Here is a 22,303-nt window from a genome sequence, read left to right on the forward strand (position 1 = left end):
GCAGTTAAGCTCTTCAGCGCCGATGGTAGTTGGGGGTTTCCCCCTGTGAGAGTAGGACGCCGCCAAGCCATTTAAAAAAGATCAGCCATCCGGCTGGTCTTTTTTGCGGTTGTTATTCCTTCTGACTCTTATGTTTAAACCTGTTAAAAGGTAGGAGACTCAAAAGATTATAGAAAGTATATTCAGTATAGGAAAGTATATATGCTAGGACATACTTATAAATGCATCTAGTGATAAATAAGCAAATAATTTCTGCTTCAATCTGTATAATCGTATATCTGTTTAAGGCATAGGGACAGAATTCTTCGTTTCTGTAGGGAAATATGTTAAACTTAACGTAGTTCTGAAACTGTCATGGGGGAATAGCCGATGGATACCTCTGCTAAAGATGAAATGATTTTTTCGTTTGCTGAATGGTTGAGAGACCAAGGGAAATCAGCTAATACGATCAAAACGTATACTGGTGTCCTTTCACAGTTTTGTGACCAGACACAAAAGATATTGATGGAGATTCATTCTGAAGATGTTCAGGATTATCTTGACTATTTAGAAAATTGCAAGAAAAGTCCAGGGACAATCGAAAAACACTATATCGCTCTAAATGTATTCTTTAAATTTTTAGGCAAGCCACAAGTAATGCTTTCTGTGGAACGCAAGGTTAAAGAGCACAAGCTAGAAGTGCCTGAAACTTTAAGCATAAAAGAGCAGCAAATCCTGTTAAGAGATATAGAAGCAGAAGGAAATCTTAGGAACATTGCCATCGTCTACCTTTTGTTGCATACAGGAATTCGTGTTTCTGAATTATGTGACTTAAATGATCAGGACGTCATCATGGAAACAGAGCGAAATTATATACTTGTCAGGAACGCAAAAGGTGAAATTGATAGAACCGTCCCCCTGACACTATCGGCTATACAACATGTAAAAAATTATCTTCATTCTTTAAAAGAAAAAGCAGATCCGTTATTCATCTCAAGTTATAATCAAAGGATCACTCCGAGATCAGTTCAATATATATTAAAAAAATACAATGTTCATCCACATAAATTGCGCCATACCTTTTGCCAAAGGTTAGTGGATAATGGAATAGCTATACAAACGATATCCAAGCTTGCCGGTCATAAAGATTTAAATGTGACCAAGCGTTATTTAAAAGAAAAATCGCTGGATTTGGAAAATGCGATAGACCAGACTTTCACCAAACACTAATCTATAGAAATCAAAAAGGAAGGCGAGTTCTTTCCTTTTTTTGTTTGCATAAAAATCAGTTTTAAAAACAAACGAATTTCCTTGGAAATGACGACGAATAGGGCATTTATGTTACGAGTGGCGGGATCTGTGAAAAAAGAAGGAATCAAGTCATAAAGGCATTGTCTAGAGGGCTCAGGAAGCTGTATAGGACAAATTGAAATTGTATTTTATTATACATTATGAAAATGAAGGGTGGAGTAGAAAAATTCAAAAGTATTATTGTTGAATCAGAAAAGAAGAGGAATCCCTATAGTTAGGGATTCCCTCTTTCTTTTCTTTATTATTTAACTGTTTTTTTCTTCTTTTTACCTATTTTCATTATAACTTCATAAACTACCGGTACTATGACCAGTGTTAATAATGTAGAACTCACTAGTCCGCCGATAACGGTAATTCCTAAACCTTGTGATATCAATCCACTGCCTTCTGCACCGATTGCCAGGGGTATTAAGGCGCCTATTGTTGCAAGGGCAGTCATCAGGATTGGGCGTAAACGGGTGGAACCAGCTTCGAGTAAAGCTTCCCTAGTAGATAAACCTGATTCTTCATTTTTGATAACACGGTCCACTAATACAATGGCATTGGTTACGACGATACCAATAAGCATTAGGACACCCATCATTGCCGAAACGCTGATCGTCTCACCTGTAACGAATAGCCCTGCCAATGCCCCGATTACCGTGAATGGTAGTGAGAAGAGAATGGCTATTGGTGCTAAGCCACCATGGAAAGTAACGACTAGGACAAAGTAAACGATAGCTATGGCTGCTAACATGGCGATTCCAAGTTGAGTGAAGGATTCTTGGATATCTTTCGTTACTCCGCCATAGTCTACAGAAACGCTTGCAGGAAGGTCTAATTTTTTAACTTCCTTTTGTACTTCAGCTGTTACTGCTGCTACATCATCCGATTTGATAGTTGCAGACACGTCGGCATAAATTTTTCCATCGCGACGGCTAATTGTATCGGACGCTTTTCCTTCTTCGATTTTCACAAGCTCTTTTAATGGGATTTCCATTCCCATTGGAGAAGAAATTTTCGTGTTCTCAAGATCTTTTTTATCTTTAAATGTCGTTTCTTCTGTCTCGACATATACTTTGACTTCTTCCCCATCTTTTTTAATAGTAGTTAAAGCATCTTCTTTGTTCTTATTTGCAATGGACATACCAATTTGTGCCGCTGTTAGTCCAACATCACTTAGCTTTTTCTGGTCTGCCACTAGTGTATATTGCTCATAAGCATCGGAAAGACTGGTATCAACATCTTTTAAGTCTTTATTTTTCTTCATGATATTTTTAATATCATCGATTACAGGTTCAATTTCTTTTTGTGTATTTCCGTATACATATAGGGTAGTTTCATTACTTGATGTTGAAGTGAACTCTTGTTGTTTCCATGTTCCAGGTGAATTAAGGCTAGTTAAATCCTTTATGACCTTTTCTTTTTTGTCCCCGAAGTTTTTGGTGTCTTCATCATAGAGTACATAGAAGAGAGCTGAGTTACCCGAGCCGCCCATCATGCCACTCATCATGTTTTCCCCTAGTGTATATTGAACTGTCTTCACATCATCTTTATCGATGAAGTATTTTTCTACTTTTTCTGTTTGCTTTTCAATATCCTCTTTTAATTCGCCAGGCGCTGGAGTGTAAGTAACGATAATCGTTTTTTCCTCATCTGCAGGCATGAAGCTGACACCGATGCTTGGAATAAGGAATAAGCTCCCGACTAATAATACAATGGCTGTACCGAAAGTTATTAACTTATGGTTTAATGACCAATCAAGTGCTTTTCGGTAGAATGCAGATAGTTTGCTGGGTTTTTCTTCATGTGATTTTAATTCCTTTTTAGATAGTCCCTTTTTAAATAAAGAGTCTGCCATGGCCGGAACGAGTGTGATGGCGATTATTAATGAAGCGACTAATGCAAACACCATTGTTAAGGCGAATGGCATGAATAGTTCCCCAACAGCCCCTGTAACGCTTGCTAAAGGCAGATAAACGGCTACTGTAACGATTGTCGATGAAAGGATAGGGATGAACATTTCCTTAGTGGCTGATCGTATTAAGTCGCCGCCTTTTAATTGTTCGCCTTTTAAAGCCATTCTCCTGTAAATATTTTCAATTACGACAATAGAGTCATCGACGACACGGCCAATTGCAACTGTCATGGCTCCCAGTGTCATAACATTTAATGAAATATCCATTTGCTTGAGCACCAAAAGGGCTGCTAACAAAGATAATGGAATCGAAATGACGGAAATTAGAGTCGTTTTAAAGTTCCTAAGGAACAGCATGATAACGATGACGGCAAACAGACAGCCGAAGATTGCCTTGCTAATCATGGTTTCAACTGAATCTTTAATCGGTTTTGCTTGATCTAGCGTAGTATGTACACTTACGCCTTTAAATTCTTCTTTGAAATTCGATATTTCTTTATTTACTTCGTCTACGATTGCAACTGTATCGGCATCAGGCGATCTTGTAACCTGGATTCCAATCGATTCGCTACCGTTTGTTCTTGAAACCGACTCAGCCTTACCGGTGACTTTAACATCGGCAATATCTGATAATTTGACATTTTGTACTTGGGGAGTACCCGATGCCATTTCAGGGGATAATTGATTGGTTTCGGGGATGGTTTGTGCTGGCGTTCCAGTTTTAGAACCACCCGTTAAAGGTATCTTTATATTTTTTAGGTCTTTTAATGTGGAAATGTTTCCATCCACAACGATCGTTTTTTCTTTATCATCAAAGTTATATATGCCAAGTGGCATGTTGATGTTTGCGGCCTGGATAACCTTCTTTACGGTCTCTTCATCGAGCCCATATTGAGCCATCTTTTCTTGATCGAATACAAGGCTCCCTTCATTTACTTGTTGTCCGGAAATTGATACGGAAGTTACGCCATCGATTCCTTCAAGTTTAGGTACTAACACCTCTTCGACATTTTTTGTAAGGGCTGGTAAATCCGAATCCTTATCTGTTACACTGAGTGCTACGACAGGAAAAGCGTTTAATTCTAATTTAGATACGCTTGGGTTATCCACTCCCTCAGGCAGTTCTATTTTCTCTAATGCTTCTTTAACTGCTTTTACAGCGTCGTCCATATCCGTATCATAGTCATATTGTAATTGGATGGAAGAAACATTAGCCATGGAAGATGAACTGACTAATTCGACTCCTGATAAATTTGTGACTTTCTGTTCAATCTGGTTTGTGAGTTTATCTGCTACTTCTTCAGGTGCAGCTCCTGGATATACAGTGGAGATACTTATTAATGGAGTCGAGATGTTTGGAATGGTTTCTTGCTTCATGTTTAAACCGGAGTATAAACCCGCTGCAACGATGATGATCGTAAGCAACCAGATTGCCAATTTATTCTTCAAGGAAAATTTAATTATTGAATTCAACTTGTACCCTCCATACTTTAAATTGTGACTAGTCGGTCATAAACTCAAATATATAGCATAGGGATTATGATTGCAACAGATAATATATGTTAGTTTTATCGTTGTGATTCCAAGGGTATTGGGATACAATTTGAAAGATATGACTGATTGGTCATATTCGGACCGAATTTTAAGAGATAGGATGAATTTGATGAATGAAAAACATAAAATGATTATAGATAAATCTGTAGAACTTTTCGCGGAGAAAGGTTATCATGCCACCTCCGTTCAGGAAATTGCTGAAAAATGTGGGATAGCAAAGGGGTCTTTTTATAATTATTTTAAATCGAAGGAAGAGTTACTCGTCTCCATTTTTAAATATTATTATGAAGCGTTGACGGACTCATTACTTGATCTTGAGTTAGACGCTTCATTGTCTAGTAAAGACAAATTTTTGAGGCAAATCACTGTTCACATGGAGCATATGACGGGAAATACAAACTTAATTCAAATGCTGATGCAGGAACAAATGCTCCATATCAGCGAAGAACTTGATCGGTTTTTACATTATATCCATGAAGAGGGATTGATTTGGTTCAAGCGTAAAATCATTGAGATATACCCCGGACTTTCGGCTGACCTTCTGCCGGATTGCACAATAATATTAGATTCACTTTTCAAAGGATATATCGGAATATTGATCAGGAAAAAAAATGCTTTCGATGTGGAGTTGTTACCTAGCTTCATGTTGAACCGTATGGATTCAATTATTGCAAGCTTGCAAAACATGGAAGATCCATTATTGAAACAATTTCCTTTACCAGAATGCTCACTGCGGGATATGAGCCCGAAAGAGGAAATCCATTCAATCATCAGCAGGATGTTGGAAGTGGAAACAAGTAAAAATAGGGAAGCTTTAAAGGCAATTCAAGAAGAGTTTTCAAAAGTTAGGCCAAGTCCCATTATCTTGGAAAGCCTTTTGTTGTTTTTGGAAAAAAATGAAAAACGAAGTCCTTTGTGTTCAAAGCTTGTCTTAACGATGAAGGAATATTTGACGAATATATGAAGGAATTACTGAAAGGGGCGTATAGCCTCTTTTTTTGTTGATATCTTAGAGTTCAAAGCCATATGAATTTTTCTATATTTGATTATGAATGAGTTTCAAAATCTGGGGTTTAGGAAAAAGTATAAGTAGTAGGAAAATTCTTTCATTAGTATGGAGGCAAGAATCATGAGATGGAAAAAGGGAATGCTGATTTATAATAAAAAGGCCGGGAACAATAAACTCGAGAGGAATCTTGAGGAATGTCTTCCAGTAATAGCTCCTCATATTGATGAGTTCCTTATTCTACAAACGAAGGAAAAAGGGGATGCATGTCGATTCTGCTCGGAATATGGTGAAGACATGGATGTAGTTTTCGTATTAGGAGGAGATGGAACCGTACATGAGTGTGTAAATGGCCTTTCACCCCTTGGGAAGCGGCCGTTGTTTGGGATATTACCTGGAGGGACTTGCAATGACTTCTCAAGAACATTAAAGATTCCTCAAAATGTTCGTCAGGCTGCGGAAGCAATAGTAAATGGAAAAGTTCGTTCAATTGACATCGGTCAGGCCAACGATGACTATTTCTCCAACTTTTGGGGAATCGGGCTTATTACTGAGGCATCAAGCAATATTGATGTGCAGGAAAAAAACAGGTTCGGAAAGATAGGATATTTATTAAGTGCAGTAAGGACGATTGGTGATAATGCTCCCTTTTCCTATAAACTTGAGTATGATGGGAATTTCATTGAAGGGGAAGCAATCATGATTTTGGTCTTGAATGGATGTTTTATCGGTACTAATTTACTCCCCTTTCCCATGGTTAGTCCAGACGATGGGATCTTTGGCGTTGCCATCTTGGAAAACGCAAGCTTTGGTGCATTTTTAGAAATAATAGCGATGAAACGTTCATGGATTGAAAATCTGAGCTCGGAGTCTGGTGTGACTTATGTGCAGGCCGGTAGCATGACTATTGAAAACAAGAGGCCACTTGATGTGGATATGGATGGAGAGAGTTATAGTCAAACACCTACTCAAATTAAAGTTCTTGGCCATCATTTATCGGTATTAACTCCAAATTGGTGAGGAGGATTAAATATTAAGGATAAGTGTATGTGTTTTTTTTGTTTCATTCATTCCTTATTTCTGCAATTGTTTCCAAAATAAGATAAAATATAGGATGATATATCATTTTTTGCAGGAGGAACACATATGGTGTACCAGGTCAGATTGTTAAAGGGCATTTTAGAGCCTCATCGAAGTCGTTATCAGCTGCAAAATGCAGAGGCAGTCACACGGCTTGGATGGAAATTACTATTTTTATATTTTCTTAGTATTATAGTATTTGCTATTAGTGGTTATTTTGGCATTGGTTCTGAATCATTTTCTAAAGAAATCACTAAGATGAGTGTTAATGAATTTGAAGCAGGAAAGTTTCTGATATTGAGCGGCAATATAATAGCAAGCCTTATCTACCCATCCATTTACATATTTTTAGCAGCCCTTTTCTTTTGGATCGTTACCGATATCCCATACATAAAATTAGTTATCGTTCAAATGATCATTTTCGGGTTGCAATTATTGGAAAAAGCATTACTGATTCCTCTATTCGTATTAATGGATATAGGCAATGATTCCAACCTTTTTTCATTGGGAGTCATCGGTCAGTATTTTCTCAGAAGTGTTTACTTTATTCACTTTTTCAGCGAAATCACCATTTTTCAATTTCTTATTATTGCCCTGCAATATTTCTATTTAAAGGAGTTTTCACAAAGAAATAATTATTTGGTCCTTGTAATGATTGTTCTATTCTATCTGGCCACGTGGTTTGTTAAAGCCTTTTTAGCATACATCCAAGTGGGCGTATTTGTATAAGGCGGGTGAAAAGAATGAGTGGGAAATGGAAAATAACAGCGGTCTCTATTGCGTCGATTGTGTTAATAGCCGCCAACATATACCTTATTGAAAAAAAAGGAAGCAAAGCGGAACGAACTGTTTTCGTGGAAAACTGGTCAATGGTAAAAAAAGATACAATTACGGATACTATTCAAACAAATGGGGTAATTAAACCTGTAGAAGAGTACGATATCTATTTTGAAACCAAGAAAAATGATTTTAAGAAATTCCTTGTAAAAGAGGGGGATGCTGTAGCGGCTGGCTCCTCGTTGTTTGAGTATACGACAACCGAACTTGATGCACTTAAAGCGAATTTGGAAGCGGAGAAAACTGCTGCAGAGGGAGAAATTGTAGGGATTGACGAATATATTAGGAAGTTAAGGGCTTCTCAAGGGGCCCTGACCCGTGATCCTGATAAAGCGGTCATTGATGAATCGGTGAAAAATAACTTGGATATTAATATAACAACAAGCTCTTCAGATCTTATTAAAAGCAACATTGAGCAAGAAATGTACAAGCAAGAACTCGAAAAAAACAGTTTGAATGAAAAAGTGAAAATGCTTGATGCTAAATTAAGTTCAATTGAGGAGCAGGCTAGCGCGATTGTAACGACGAGTGAAGCTGATGGTGTAGTTAAAAATATCAATAAAAACCTGAAAAACCCCATTATATCCATCGTTTCGACAAATATGGCAATTGAAGGTAATTTCTCCGAAGAGGAGATGAAAAAAGCTAAAGTGGGCATGACTATAAAAGCAAGTTCCTCTGATTTAAAAAAGTCATTGAAAGGAACGATAGGCCGTATCCATTCCTATCCAGCAGAAGAGCCGTCACTAAAAAGGGATAACAGATTTCCATTTCAGGCTTTAATCGAACCGGAGGGTGAAGAAACCGAATCTTTGTTGGTGGGATCCAAAGTCAACCTTGCTGTAATAACCAATGAGAAAGCTGGTGTACCCGCCATTCCCATAGAGGCAGTGCATTACCAAAAAAAGCCGCATGTCTACAAATTGACTAAAAAAGGCTATGTGGATAAACACTACATTTCAAAAGGGCTTAAAGCAGAAGGTAAGCAGGAACTAATAAAGGGACCGACAGTAGGTGATGTCATCCTGCTAGAACCGAATAGGGTAGCGAAGAACCATTCTTATTTTATTACCCCAATTCAATTTGAAAAAGTGAAAACTGCAACTTATAAAAAATTTACCTCTAGGGAAAAAGTAAGGTATCTGTTACTTGGCATTTTGGAAAAATAACTGCTTCTTTCATAAAGAAAGGGGATGTCAAATTAGTTATTATTTATATATCCATATAGCTTAAATGACTAAAAATCGGGAAGTGTAATACTTGGTGAAATCATCTAGAATGCAGAATATTCAGATATATTTAAAGGCTTTTTCTAAAATGGATGAGAATAAACATTTACAGATTAACCTTTTTAGTATAATATTTTATTATAAGTTAACTCGCTTAATCTTATTCCAAGAACGGGGGAACCATTTTTGTGGATTTTAATCCACTAGGGGTGAATTCAGAAATGAAAGGGCAAATTGTGTTTCCAATTCCTAACCCGACAGCTAACCTCGTCAGCGTCTTTAAGGGAACATGTGTGAATATTCACGCTAATATGAAATCGACACATGAAGTGTCTTTTTTTTCGGCGTAAAGACAGAGTTTTTCAAAAAAGAAAAATTACTTTCTTTCTATTAGTATCTTGTTTCCCTTACCGAGACAAAACGTTTTTGCATCAAAGACTTTATGGAAGGTGAGGAAAGTATATGAAGAAATTCAAGTTAAGTTTAGCTAGCCAAATTTTCATTGGTTTAATTCTAGGGATTATCGTTGGTGCCATTTTTTATGGTAATGAGACGGCCCAAAACTTTTTACAGCCATTCGGAGACATTTTCCTACGAATGATTAAAATGATTGTTGTGCCAATCATTGTATCAAGCCTTATCGTTGCAGTTGCGGGTGTAGGTGATTTAAAAGCAGTAGGTAAACTAGGAGCTAAATCACTTTCATACTTTGTGGCGGTAACTATGATTGCGATTGCTGTTGGTTTAATTTCCGCTAATATCATCCAGCCTGGTGCTGGCGTAAATATGAATCATCTGGAAAAAACTGATATCTCCACTTATGTTGATACAGCAGAAACTAAGCAGCATGAATCGTTTGTAGATACACTTGTTCACATTGTACCATCCAATCCAGTACAAGCTATGGTACAAGGCGATATGTTAGCGATTATTTTCTTCTCCGTATTATTTGGACTTAGTATTGCCGCGATCGGTGAAAAAGGTAAACCAGTATTCCGTTTCTTCCAAGGTACAGCAGAAGGAATGTTCTACCTAACTAATATGGTCATGAAATTTGCTCCTATTGGGGTATTTGCACTAATCGGTGTGACCATCTCCAAGTTCGGTTTGGAATCTTTAATTCCGTTAGGTAAGTTAGCGCTTTCTGTATACGGAACAATGATTTTCTTTGTAATTGTCGTTCTGGGTCTTATTGCAAAATTTGTAGGATTCAATATCTTTACATTGATTAAACTTCTAAAAGAAGAATTGATACTTGCGTTCTCTACAGCAAGTTCAGAAGCGGTTCTTCCGAAACTTATGGAAAAAATGGAAAAAGCGGGATGTCCGAAACATATAGCTACATTTGTTATTCCGACTGGATACTCTTTTAACCTTGATGGTTCAACATTATACCAAGCGTTGGCAGCTATCTTCATCGCTCAAATGTACGGAATCGATTTAAGTGCTTATGAGCAAATTACGCTAATGTTAGTGTTAATGATCACGTCTAAGGGTATTGCGGGTGTACCAGGTGTATCCTTCGTAGTTCTTTTAGCGACATTAGGAACAGTTGGTATTCCTATTGAAGGTTTAGCATTTATTGCCGGTATCGACCGTATTCTTGATATGGGACGTACAGTAGTAAACGTTATCGGTAATTCACTTGCAGCAATCGTCATCTCTAAATGGGAAGGTCAATTCAACCCTCCTTCCGATAAAGAATTAGAACAAGTTTCTTAATACAAAAAATCCAGAGTGATATGTCACTCTGGATTTTTTGTGTTTGAAAAGACGGGCCAAAAGCTGCAAACGAAAAGTTTTTTAAAGGGAAGCTGCCTCATGAAAAGAATTAATGATAAAACCTTATTCAATTTTATCAGTCGTCAATTCCTTCAACTCTTTATTTTTCACTATTATAGATATTTAAAATTGTCGAGTTCGTTCCTTAACCTTAGGTGATAATAGAGTTCAGGTATTCACATTATTTATACGATGCAGATGATGAATAATATTCTGGGTTATATAACTTACTTGAAAAGCCAAAAGTTTGATAAAATAACATTATTGATTGAGAGCTCGGAGGGGATCAGGTTATGAAGAATGATAACAATGATATCTTATATATGCATATGCAGGCTTCCGAACGGTTTGTCCTTTTTAATGGACTCAATTTTCGCGAATTTGTCTATTCGCTGCCATATACCTTGGATTCCATCTTATTATTGAAACATCAATTCGATGGTGGGGAATACAATTTGAATGTCCTGCTTGATAGCGCTTCATCTGAGGATATTGCAAAGCTCGTTAAAGAAAATGTCCGGGCATATGGAGATTTCTGTTGGATTGATTTTGAAGAAGAGGAAGGGCTGGATGAATTGGATGGAAGGGAATTAGCTGAACTTTTATATTTAGGGCATGCAAAAACCCATCTGGATCCTCCATTTTTCCGTAAATTGAATAATCAATTTGTGTACCTTGCCCAGGATGATGGCTGGTTCAACAAAATTTATTTTCGTTCACTTTCTACATATTATATGATGTTAGGGAGCCTGATTCCGCTAAAGCTGGAGCCGTTAAAAGTGGAGAGGACGTGGCTTGGAATCAGAAAGAAAAGAGAGTTGACGGCCATTCCTGCAGAAATCATTTCTTCTTTGGCTCATATTATGGCAGAGGGGCTCATTTTTTCCTTTCGGCATGTCAAGTACTCAAGAACGAAGATTGAGATACCGGCATGGGTGGTAGGGGATTATTTAAATATGGATGAGATGCATGATGACTTTTCGGATAGAAATATTAAGGAGCCGGATGTTTTTATCACCTTTAATCGAAAAGAAAAAGTATGGGAAAGTGTTATAAAAAATGAATCATTATCCTGATCCCAATTTTCGGATGCGTGGATTGGATTATTTGATATCTTTGATTTTTTTTTAGGTGTAAGACTTACTATCTATTGCATAAAAGATAAGGGAGGACGACGCACAGGAGACAGGGAGTTGTGGCTTTGGCCTATATTCCTTATTGGAAAAGCACCAATGATGGAAGTTTCGCTTTACCCCGCGTGAACAGGCTGTAAGGTATCGATGGAAATGACGGTCGAAGGGTATCAAATGAAAATGCAATTTAAAAATAACAGCCTGTAAATGCCCGAATGCGACGCATAGGATATGCAAGCACAGGTGTTGCCACAGGACGTGGCGAATCTAGCCTGTGTTCCGCTGGTGGTAATCATTGGAAAAGAACCAATGATGGAAGTTTCGCTTTTCCCCGCATTAACAGGCTGTAAGGTATCGATGAAAATGACGGTCGAAGGGTATCAAATGAAAATGCAATTTAAAAATATGTGTAAAAAACAGCCTGTAAATGCCCGAATGGCTTAACTAACCATCATTGGAAAAGAACCAATGATGGAAGTTTCGCTTTTCCCGTTTTAGTGTAAAATGATACAATGAACATGGTTAAAAGAATATTGGAGGGTAATAACTCATGAAAACTAAACTTGGTTTGCTTTATGGTGGAAAATCTGCGGAGCATGAGGTTTCTATGCAGACGGCTTTAGCGGTGATTAAGGCTCTCGATTTAGCAAAGTTTGATATATATCCGATTTACATAACAAAAGAGGGTTCATGGATTAATGGACCGATGTTAACAGGGCCTGCAGAGAGTGTGGAGGCTTTGACTTTTTCGTCGGACAAATTGAACTCGCCTCTTGCCTTGCAGGCACATTCAACTGATGAAAATAGTGAATCAACAGGGTATGACGTAATTTTCCCACTGCTTCACGGACCAAATGGAGAAGACGGGACAGTACAAGGGATGCTGGAACTATTGAATCTCCCTTATGTAGGCAATGGCGTTTTAGCTTCATCAGCTGGAATGGATAAGGTTATCATGAAAAACATCTTTGCCCAAGCGGGGCTTCCTCAAGTTAAATACACTTGGTTCATTCGTTCTGAATGGGAAAAAAATACTGAAAGTGCCATTGAAAAGGTAGCTGATGAATTGGGGTACCCTTGTTTTGTCAAACCAGCTAATTTAGGCTCGAGTGTCGGTATCAGCAAATGTAATGATGCTGATGAATTGGAAAAAGCGGTTGCGGAAGCTTTTCAATTCGATCGGAAGATCATCATTGAAGAAGGGGTCGTAGCCCGTGAACTTGAGTTTGGCATTCTTGGCAATGATGACCCATCATGTTCAGTGGCAGGAGAAATCATCCCTAAGAAAGATTTCTCCTTCTATGATTATTCAGCAAAATATGTTGACGGTAATTCAGCGATGGTCATCCCAGCGGAGATAAAGGAAAGCGAGTACGCAGCTTTATCTGAAATGGCCATTACGGCCTTTAAGTCATTGGATTGCTCTGGATTGGTTCGAGCTGATTTCTTTTTAACGGAAGAGGGCCAAATCTATATTAATGAAGTGAATACAATGCCCGGGTTCACTCCTTTCAGTATGTTTCCATTATTGTGGAAGCACACAGGTGTCGACTATCCAGCGTTAATTGAAAAACTCGTGAAACTTGCCTTGGAACGTCATCAAGAAAAACAACAAATCAAATATACAGTTTGATCATGCAGGTAATGTATCAGTGAACTTCACAATTCTTCAAAAATTGATCTGATGGATTATAATCAGCAGGAGCCGGTTCGATTTACACTGGTTTCTGCTTCGTTTGGTTAATGGAAGAAGAGGGAGAGAGCGATTAACGGTTCGATGAATGTAGGAGGAACAAAATGATAAAGAGAACGTTGAAACAAGTACATGGAATGGCAGGTGGATTGAATGATATCACTTCATTCCAGTCCAAAGGAATAAATGGGGTTACCATCGATTCAAGAACGGTTAAGGAAGGGTGTTTGTTCATTCCGCTTAAGGGTGGGCAGGTTGACGGTCATCAATATGTCAAGCAAGCTTTAGCACAAGGAGCGGCGGCTTCTTTTTGGCAAAGGGATGTTCCGAATCCTCCCAATGATTTACCGTTAATCATTGTTGAAAATACCGAAAAAGCACTTCAGCAATTAGCGCGTGCTTACCGACAGCAGTTGAATATAAAAGTGGTCGGGATTACAGGCAGCAACGGTAAAACGACTACGAAAGATATGACGGCTGCGCTGCTGGCAACTACCTATAAAGTTCATAAAACCAATGGGAACTTCAATAATCATCTAGGTTTACCACTAACGGTGCTTTCGATGGAAGAGGATACTGAAGCGGCTGTTTTGGAAATGGGAATGAGCAGCCGTGGCGAAATTGAGTTTTTATCCAAAATGGCAAAGCCTGATGTAGCGATCATTACCAATATCGGTGAATCACACTTATTGGATTTAGGATCACGCGAGGAAATTGCGAATGCGAAGTTGGAAATTGTCGAAGGTTTGGCGAAAGATGGAACGCTGATATATCATGGTGATGAGCCATTGCTTCGCAATCGGATCAAAAAAGATTTTCCGGATTTAAACGTAATTTCTTTTGGACGTACGGAACAAAATGATTTGTTTCCACAGACCATTAACCAAGGGGCAGACAGTACAACGTTTACCATTGCATGTGATGAAAAGGATATCAATTATGAGATACCGGTTTTAGGTCATCATAATGTTCTTAATGCATTGGCAGCCATTTTGGTTGCTAAAGAATTCCATGTAGATGTTGCAGCGATCCATAAAGGTCTGTCTACCATTCAGTTAACTAATATGAGGATGGAATTGGTCCAGGGGGCAAAAGGGCAGAAAATCATCAATGATGCGTATAATGCCAGTCCAACTTCAGTAAAGGCAGCTGTAGAGTTGATTGAGGGATTATCTGGTTTCGAGAAAAAGATCCTTGTACTGGGAGACATGTTGGAGTTAGGGCCACAGGAAAAAGACTTTCATCTGAAAATTGGTGAATTGATTTCTAATGAGCGGATCGATAAGATCTTCACGTATGGTCCTTTAGCAGAGTTTATTGCGAAGGGAGCGAGCAAGGCTTTTTCATCAGAGAATGTTCGTCCTTTTCAAGATAAGCAGAAACTTATAGAGGAACTTAAGTCGTCTACACAGGTAAATGACATCATTCTCGTTAAAGCTTCTAGGGGCATGAAGCTTGAGGAAGTCGTTCAAGCCTTACAAAAATAAAAAAGAATAGAAAAGGCCGTTTCTTTTGAATCGGCCTTTTTTATCGTACTTAATAAAGTGTCCCGGCAATAATGCAGATATCATCGTCAATCACTGAATGCCTCATCCTTGAAACAAGTAACTCCTGAAGAAGGTCATGTGTATCAAGATGGATATTTTCGATGAATTCACTCTCGACATTGCCAGATCGGTCGATTGCGGATGGTGCGGGGATTTTAGAAAGTCCATCTGTATAGATGAAGAAACGGCTTCCTGGTTCATAATGAAATACTATTTTTTTTATGGGCATTTCAGGACTTAGCCCTATGGGTATAGTCCCTTCATTCAAATTGAGGAATTGATTGGTGCATGGGGAATACAAAAAGGCTGAAGGAAGTCCAAAGTTCACATATTCGATGCGTCGCTCCTTTGTATCCACGTATGCAATGAAGGCTGTAAAACAAGTACGGTTTTTATATTCCCTTTTAACTCCTTGAAATAGATCCCGCATATGTTTATTCAGTTCCTCCGTTATGAAGATGGGGTCTTTTACGCGTTTGATAAGCTCAGGTATCAAAGTGCGTATGGACATGTTTATGAGTGCCGTATGAATGCCCTTTCCGCATATGTCGATCATTATGAAGACGTATGTCCTGTCACCAATCTCCGTCCAGTAAAATAGATCCCCTGACAGTTCACTAGAAGGCTGGGAAAGCCCTTTGACCTCTATATCTTCTTTATTGATAGACAAAGGTAAACCTGAAAGTTGAAAGCCCTTTGCAATTCGCAGGCTCATTGCTGATTTCTGGTTGATCTTTTCTAGCTCCTGCCCCTTCAATTTCGCTGAAAACAGTTGCATGCTGATGTTTTGGAGTGACTTTAATTTAATCCTGACTTCTACTGAATCGGCAGGGACAGCCATGGTTTCATAAAAGGTCCTTTCTGGTAACGCCAGAGGGGTCTCCATACCTAAAGCACGTTTGTAAATAAATAAGATAGGGATTTCATAAGTTTCAGCTAAGGCGAACAACGAGGTTTGCTGCCAAGAATCTTTTGATATGTATAAAGGTAAAATAAATAATGATTTCATTAAGTCCGTTGATTCCTGGAATAGAAGACTTTGATTGAGTGGATCCTCCAAAAAGGTGACTTGCTTGTTCATTTTCTTTAACATCAGACCAAAATCCTTACATAAAGGAACATCTATAGTGTATATATTCATATAACCCCCCCATTGTTTTATTGATAGGTCAATCATACTGTATTCAGACTTATTTACTACCGTTTTTTAAATAATTAATAGAAATTTCGAAATATAATGGTATTATATACCTGGTAATGTATAGGGGATTGATAGTAAGTCCTTTCTTTTTCTAAGGGAGTAACCGTGTAAGGTGGCCTTTTGATTCGGACTAATCCTTCCTGAATAAAGTTTGTTGAAACTATTTGAATTAAACACATATCATGTATATAAACAGATGTTCGTTTTGTAAAATCATTTATTGATTGCTCAAATATTAAATAAAGAATCCATTTACTCATACTTGGATATAGTAACTACGGTAATCCTGTTGGTGGTGAATCAATCCGTGTGCTTCTCTAAAGGGAAAATAAAAACCAATGTGACACATTTCAACCGATAAAATGGCACATTGAATGAACATGCTAAATTCTTACTCAAACGTATTTCAGATGCACATTTCCATGTGGGAATATCAAATTCCCCTATTTTTTGAAAAGATCTAAAGTTTTTAGTAACCATAAATGGGGAGATATCCTTTATTGCAATAACAGTTTGAAAATGGTAATATGAAGTATGAGTTTAAATGTCTTATCATTGATGATTATTTAAATTAATCAGGTTGAGGCAACAAAATTGTATGTTCTTACATGTTTCATGAGTTCATTCTTGAGATTATTTTAGATTAAATAGGCCGCGCGTCTGGTCATATATAAAAGCTGCATTTCTTGGCGGCTTTAGTAGCTATTAGGGAATCAAGCCGCATTTAGCGCTTTTCCACTTCTGCAAATCCTCAACGCACCGGGCCTGTTTTGTATAAGAATCTTGGCTCTCGTCAAGTTTTGTTCATACAGTCTTTTTAAGTCTGATGAATAATAGGTGCAGCAGCCCTCACCTGAATAAAACGGTGAAACATCCGTTTATGCTACTTTTAATTTTCCATATTGAATTTAATTTTGGTTACATGTACTTTTAAAAAGATGAGCGTATGTTAATGATAAGTTTACACGTGCGCGAAACTAAAAATGCCAGTGAATGTTCGTGCTGGTATATTTCCTTTTTAAAAAATCATATTGAGTTCATTTGAACTAAAAGGCAGACATACTTTTAGGTGATAATGATAAACTTTTTCATAAGAGATAAAGTAGAACATCCGTCATGATGATGAGGATTTGAACTAAACATCTGTGCATGATCCATGAATGCACGTGTAAATTTACGATATAAAAAGGAGTACGAAAACATTGACATTGTTTAGCGAATTAGGATTAGATAGAACGTCTATGAAATCAATAGAAAAAATGGGATTTGAGGAAGCGAGCCCGATTCAATCCCAAACGATACCTCTAGCTCTTGAAGGTAAAGACATCATTGGTCAAGCGCAAACTGGAACTGGTAAAACTGCTGCATTTGGTATCCCATTGATGGAAAACATCGATATTAATAACGAAAATGTGCAAGGGATTGTTATTGCACCTACACGTGAGCTTGCCATCCAAGTTTCCGAAGAACTTTTCAAGCTTGGTTACGGAAAACGCGCCCGTGTATTAGCGGTTTATGGTGGACAAGATATCGACCGCCAAATCCGTGCTTTAAAGAAAAAACCACATATTATCGTTGGTACACCTGGTCGTCTTTTAGATCATATCAAACGTAAAAATATTAAATTAGGCGGAGTTCACACTGTAGTTCTTGATGAAGCAGATGAAATGCTTAACATGGGATTCATTGAGGATATCGAATTGATCCTTTCAACGGTTCCTGACGAAAGGCAAACATTGCTTTTCTCAGCTACAATGCCTGATCCAATCCGTAAAATTGCTGAAAGATTCATGCAAGAACCAGTTCTTGTACGTGTAAAAGCGAAAGAAATGACAGTGGATCGCATCGAACAATATTACTTGGAGTTAAAAGAAAGTGAAAAATTCGATACACTTGCACGCCTTTTCGATATTCAAACACCGGATCTTGCTATCGTCTTCGGACGTACGAAACGCCGTGTAGATGAATTGGCTTCTGCATTGAATATCCGCGGTTATATGGCTGAAGGCATTCATGGTGACCTTAGCCAGGCGAAACGTCTGTCCGTTTTGAAAAAATTCAAAGAAGGAAACATCGATGTCCTTGTTGCTACTGATGTGGCTGCACGTGGACTTGATATTTCCGGCGTAACTCACGTATACAACTTTGATATCCCTCAAGATCCAGAAAGCTACGTTCACCGTATTGGACGTACAGGACGTGCGGGTAAACACGGTATTGCAATTACGTTTGTAACACCACGGGAAAGAGGTCAACTGCATGCAGTTGAACATACAACGAAAAAACGTATGGAGAAACTTAAGACCCCTACGTTAACTGAAGCGTTGGAAGGTCAACAAAAAGCAGTAACGGAAAAAATTCTGACTACAATCGAGAATGATGATTTATCATTATACCTTGGTCAAGCGGAAGAGTTATTACAAAAACATAGTGCGGCGGATTTAGTTGCAGCTATGCTTAAATCAATGACAAAAGAACCGGATCAAACGCCAATCAAGTTAACGGAAGAGTCTCCATCTCCAATGCGCCGCAATCGTGGAGGAAGCAGTTCTTCAAGTAACAGACAGCGCAATGGCCGCAGTTCTTCAGGCAGAAAAGATTACGGTAGCGGATCAAGTAAACGCCCAAGCACGAACCGTAAATCGAATGGTTACGGAAACCGTAGCACGAGCCAAAAAAGAGAAAAGTCAAATAAAATTTAATTGAATTGGAAATGCCGCTCATTTGAGCGGCATTTTTTTATATGCATCTCCATATTCCATGGGTTTAAAAATGAGCAGAAGTTTTTGGATGAACGGTTCAAGGACTTTGTTTGAAAAGTGGTTAAAACCCCGCATTTAATTATAGTATAATGGATGAAGCGAAGGATGAATGATACGTTTCATTCAAAATACCTGTACAGAAGAGGGGAACTGCATGGAACCTGAAAATCGTATATCGAATAAGGCCTTGACCGTATGGAAAATCAATGGTCTTATAAGCTGTTCAATAACATGGATTATAAGCATCGCAGTACTCGTGCTTACAATCGTTTTTAATTGGACATATTGGGTTTTTGGAGCGTGGATCATAATTTCGATAATCCAACCATATTTGACCATCTCTCTGATTCCTTCGGTGAAATGGAAGAGATGGCGTTACGAAGTAAGGGATACGGAAATTGATATCCAAAGTGGTATTTTTGTCATTAAAAGAACACTCATACCAATGATTAGGGTTCAGCATGTTGAAACGAAGCAAGGACCATTATTAAGAAAATATGATTTAGCCTCCGTTGAAATCTCCACTGCAGCGACCCTTCACGTTATACCTGCACTGGACCTTGCAGAGGCAGATGAATTAAGGCACTATATTTCCAGAATGGCGAGTGTGGAGGAAGAAGATGTCTGAACCTAAAAGGCTTCACCCTGTAGCTGTATTGCTTAATATTATTAAATCGGTCAAGGAGTTAGTTATCCCTTTTTTACTAGTTGTCGTTATTCCTGGGAAGAATGAAGGGATTCCTGGATGGGTTCAACCGCTAGTCATTGCCATTATTGTACTTTTACTGATAATAAATGCATTCCTTCGATGGTTACGTTTTACATATAGCATACAAGACGGCGAGTTCAGAATTGAGTCCGGAGTACTCATAAGGAAGAAGCGGTATATAAAGTTTGATCGCATTCATAGCATAGATATTTCAGAGGGCATCATACAGAGGATATTCCGGCTGGTGAAGTTGAATATTGAAACTGCAGGCGGGGCTCAGGCTGATGCTGTGTTATCGGCCATAAGAAAAAGTGAGGCGGAACGAATCAATGCTTTTATAAGCCAGGAGAAAAGCAACAATACGAATAACCCCCTTGATAAGGATAAAGATGAAGTGTGGGGAAATGAAGATGCGGCAAAATCATCTTCTGTTTTTAAGCAGACGCTTCCGCAATTATTCGTTATGGCTGCCACTTCGGGAGCGGTAGGTGTTTTTTTATCTGGAGGGATCGCTTTTATTTCTCAGTTTGATGAAATAATACCTTTTAAGCGGATATTTAAGGGTTATGAAGATTTTATTGGAATGGGAACCATTGTTCTTACAGTGCTTGCCCTAGTGGCCTTATTGGTGGTTTATGTACTGGCCACATTAAGTATGGTAATTAAATATGCTTCTTTTACCGTAATAAAAACGGATGAGGAAATCGTTATTTCCAGGGGGCTTCTCGAGAAAAGGCAGCTGACAATCCCTATCCATAAAGTGCAAGGTATCAGGATCATGGAGAATTTGATTCGGAAACCATTGGGATTGGCGACAGTTTATATTGAATATGCAGGAGGCAGTATGGATGATAAAGAAAGCCTATCCATCATGCTGTTCCCTTTGATCAAGAAGAAGCGTTTACATAAAAAACTCCTGGAAATTTTACCGGTTTATCAAACAACCATGGAGATGACATCGATACCTAAGCGTGCACTTTCGCGGTTTGTATTACGCAAGGTTCTATACATCATCCCAATCATCGGTGCTTTGGTATGGTTTGGCAGGCCTTGGGGTTTTCTTTCTCTTTTACTTTTACCGTTGGCGGTCTTTTGGGCTTACATGCAATATAAAGATGCAGGATGGGGGATAGAAGGGAATTTGTTGCAACTGAGCAGCCGTTTTTTCTCAAAGCAAACATTGATCATGCAGAGAAGCAGAATTCAATCAATCACATATAAAAAAAGTTGGTTTCAGAATCGAAAAGAATTAGCTACGATTTCAGCATCTATTAAATCTGGAGTTAGCTCCCGGGTCGGCATGGTTGTGGATGTGGAAGAAAAAGATTGCCGATTAATTAAATCATGGTATTTACCTAAAAAAGCAGTCGACTCCCAATGAATGAATGGAAAGAGTCGGCTGTTTGTCCTACCACTTTTTTCTCGAGTATAATGGGGCTGTTAAAGCGCCGATTGCTATACCGGCCAAATGTCCGACAACGTTGATCTGTGGTTGAATGAAAGTCATGATAATGGCAATTCCGGTCAGGGTATATACTGTATTTCTTTCGTTGTTCGTAAAATTAGTCTTATTAAACAGTACAAGGTAAAAAAAGAAACCGAATAAACCAAAAATTGCACCGCTGGCACCTATGTGGTTATATGTCAGTGGTTTAATTAGAAAGGTTGCGATGTTAGCAAGGATTCCGGTCGATAAAAAGAAGATTGAAAACTTTACGGATCCAAGAAATTTCTCTAGGAATGGACCAAAGATGGCAAGTGAGAAACCATTAAACAGTAAATGTGTGAACGTGCTATGTAGAAAGATGGGGGTGATCAAACGCCACCATTGTCCATCAGCGATGAATAAGTTCACACCTGTTCCATAATAAAAAATTACATTACCAGGAAATATAGGGAAAAGCACGAGAACGAAAACAATCATCATAATGAGTATGAGCACAGTCACAGCTCGATATGAATGGGTGTATTCGCGGAAGCTTTCTGTTCTTGTAAACATGGATTCCTCCTTATTATCGTTTTAAATAAGATACATATTGTCATTTCCAGGTAAAAGAGTCCTTCTAATAATATGCAACTTATTAATTTAATAGAAGAGGTGTCAATTTGATTAAAGGTATAGGCGTCGACATTACTGAATTGGATAGAATGGAAAAATTGATTGACCGGCAACCCCGTATAAAGAAACGAATATTAACTGAAAGGGAAATCTCGATTTTCGAAAAGTTAAATGGAAGAAGGAAAATCGAGTATTTTGCTGGGCGCTTTGCAGCAAAGGAGGCTTTTTCTAAAGCATACGGTACAGGGATAGGTAAGCAGTTGTCCTTTTTGGATATCGAAATCATATCTGATGATAAAGGAAAGCCAGTGATTTCAAAGCCGTTTTCTGAAGGGGTCCATCTTTCTATTAGCCACAGCAGGGATTATGCGGTTGCTCAGGTCGTAATCGAAAGGGTGATTTGAGTTTTGTCCAATCGGGTCATAAACCTTTAGGTTGTCTCATATACATTTAGTGCTATAGGGAGACAAGGCCCGGTAAAAGGTACATGGCAGAGTAGGTGCTCTCGAAAAGTTTTTAGCCGG

Annotated in this window: 17 protein-coding genes, 1 rRNA gene and 1 riboswitch; of the genes, 15 read left to right on the plus strand and 3 right to left on the minus strand. The window is 38.3% G+C overall.

The features are described 5' to 3' along the window. Window positions 1-68 (plus strand): 5S ribosomal RNA (gene rrf, locus N9I19_RS25480); the annotation flags it as partial. Window positions 69-369: 301 nt separating this feature from the next. Beyond that, window positions 370-1,209 carry a tyrosine-type recombinase/integrase gene (locus N9I19_RS17180; RefSeq protein ID WP_061461168.1) on the plus strand — a complete coding sequence of 280 codons (840 nt, stop codon included), beginning with the start codon at window positions 370-372 and terminating at the stop codon, window positions 1,207-1,209. A 322-nt stretch (window positions 1,210-1,531) separates the two neighbouring features. On the opposite strand, the gene N9I19_RS17185 is transcribed toward N9I19_RS17180, so the two are convergent. Continuing rightward, window positions 1,532-4,660 carry an efflux RND transporter permease subunit gene (locus tag N9I19_RS17185; protein ID WP_317778494.1) on the minus strand — a complete coding sequence of 1,043 codons (3,129 nt, stop codon included), beginning with the start codon at window positions 4,658-4,660 and terminating at the stop codon, window positions 1,532-1,534. Window positions 4,661-4,850: 190 nt separating this feature from the next. On the opposite strand from N9I19_RS17185, the gene N9I19_RS17190 reads away from it, so the two are divergent. The 9 genes from N9I19_RS17190 (at window position 4,851) to N9I19_RS17230 (ending at window position 14,988) form a co-directional block, all read left to right on the plus strand. Beyond that, a complete protein-coding gene (locus tag N9I19_RS17190; protein ID WP_317778495.1) occupies window positions 4,851-5,705 on the plus strand; it encodes a TetR/AcrR family transcriptional regulator in 855 nt (284 codons plus the stop codon). Between the two features lie 165 nt (window positions 5,706-5,870). Further along, the gene (locus tag N9I19_RS17195; RefSeq protein WP_317778496.1) at window positions 5,871-6,767 is read left to right on the plus strand and encodes a diacylglycerol/lipid kinase family protein; all 897 of its coding nucleotides are present in this window, start codon (window positions 5,871-5,873) and stop codon (window positions 6,765-6,767) included. A 126-nt stretch (window positions 6,768-6,893) separates the two neighbouring features. Continuing rightward, a complete protein-coding gene (locus N9I19_RS17200; RefSeq protein WP_317778497.1) occupies window positions 6,894-7,556 on the plus strand; it encodes a hypothetical protein in 663 nt (220 codons plus the stop codon). Window positions 7,557-7,570: 14 nt separating this feature from the next. Next, complete coding sequence (locus N9I19_RS17205) at window positions 7,571-8,833, plus strand: efflux RND transporter periplasmic adaptor subunit (protein WP_317778498.1); 1,263 nt, start codon at window positions 7,571-7,573, stop codon at window positions 8,831-8,833. Between the two features lie 201 nt (window positions 8,834-9,034). Further along, window positions 9,035-9,184: riboswitch (cyclic di-AMP (ydaO/yuaA leader) on the plus strand. A 171-nt stretch (window positions 9,185-9,355) separates the two neighbouring features. After that, on the plus strand, window positions 9,356-10,615 hold the full coding sequence (locus tag N9I19_RS17210; RefSeq protein ID WP_089364967.1) for a cation:dicarboxylate symporter family transporter: 1,260 nt from the start codon (window positions 9,356-9,358) through the stop codon (window positions 10,613-10,615). Between the two features lie 353 nt (window positions 10,616-10,968). Next, a complete protein-coding gene (locus tag N9I19_RS17215) occupies window positions 10,969-11,751 on the plus strand; it encodes a hypothetical protein (protein ID WP_317778499.1) in 783 nt (260 codons plus the stop codon). Window positions 11,752-12,039: 288 nt separating this feature from the next. Next, window positions 12,040-12,252, plus strand: coding sequence for a hypothetical protein (locus N9I19_RS17220; RefSeq protein WP_317778500.1), 213 nt, complete (start codon window positions 12,040-12,042; stop codon window positions 12,250-12,252). 106 nt (window positions 12,253-12,358) lie between these two features. After that, the gene (locus N9I19_RS17225; protein ID WP_089364969.1) at window positions 12,359-13,441 is read left to right on the plus strand and encodes a D-alanine--D-alanine ligase; all 1,083 of its coding nucleotides are present in this window, start codon (window positions 12,359-12,361) and stop codon (window positions 13,439-13,441) included. Between the two features lie 164 nt (window positions 13,442-13,605). Then, entirely contained in the window at window positions 13,606-14,988 is a 1,383-nt protein-coding gene (locus tag N9I19_RS17230; protein ID WP_317778501.1) for a UDP-N-acetylmuramoyl-tripeptide--D-alanyl-D-alanine ligase, read from the plus strand. A gap of 49 nt (window positions 14,989-15,037) precedes the next feature. Here the strand turns inward: N9I19_RS17230 and N9I19_RS17235 are convergent, their stop codons facing one another. Next, window positions 15,038-16,189, minus strand: coding sequence for a PP2C family protein-serine/threonine phosphatase (locus tag N9I19_RS17235; RefSeq protein WP_317778502.1), 1,152 nt, complete (start codon window positions 16,187-16,189; stop codon window positions 15,038-15,040). Between the two features lie 1,262 nt (window positions 16,190-17,451). Here N9I19_RS17235 and cshA point away from each other — a divergent pair. From cshA to N9I19_RS17250, 3 genes are all read left to right on the plus strand, one after another. Next, a complete protein-coding gene (gene cshA / locus N9I19_RS17240; protein ID WP_317778503.1) occupies window positions 17,452-18,951 on the plus strand; it encodes a degradosome RNA helicase CshA in 1,500 nt (499 codons plus the stop codon). 214 nt (window positions 18,952-19,165) lie between these two features. Further along, window positions 19,166-19,639 carry a PH domain-containing protein gene (locus tag N9I19_RS17245; RefSeq protein ID WP_089364914.1) on the plus strand — a complete coding sequence of 158 codons (474 nt, stop codon included), beginning with the start codon at window positions 19,166-19,168 and terminating at the stop codon, window positions 19,637-19,639. Beyond that, complete coding sequence (locus tag N9I19_RS17250) at window positions 19,632-21,101, plus strand: PH domain-containing protein (RefSeq protein ID WP_317778504.1); 1,470 nt, start codon at window positions 19,632-19,634, stop codon at window positions 21,099-21,101. The genes N9I19_RS17245 and N9I19_RS17250 overlap by 8 nt, the downstream gene beginning before the upstream one ends. A gap of 27 nt (window positions 21,102-21,128) precedes the next feature. Here the strand turns inward: N9I19_RS17250 and N9I19_RS17255 are convergent, their stop codons facing one another. Then, window positions 21,129-21,719, minus strand: a complete 591-nt coding sequence (locus tag N9I19_RS17255; protein ID WP_061461182.1) for a rhomboid family intramembrane serine protease — start codon at window positions 21,717-21,719, stop codon at window positions 21,129-21,131. 107 nt (window positions 21,720-21,826) lie between these two features. Between N9I19_RS17255 and acpS the strand changes: the two genes are divergently transcribed. Continuing rightward, entirely contained in the window at window positions 21,827-22,183 is a 357-nt protein-coding gene (acpS, locus tag N9I19_RS17260) for a holo-ACP synthase (RefSeq protein ID WP_317778505.1), read from the plus strand. Window positions 22,184-22,303 lie beyond the last annotated feature (120 nt).

This window comes from Peribacillus sp. CSMR9 (assembly GCF_033141925.1).
GTDB lineage: Bacteria > Bacillota > Bacilli > Bacillales > DSM-1321 > Peribacillus > Peribacillus simplex_A.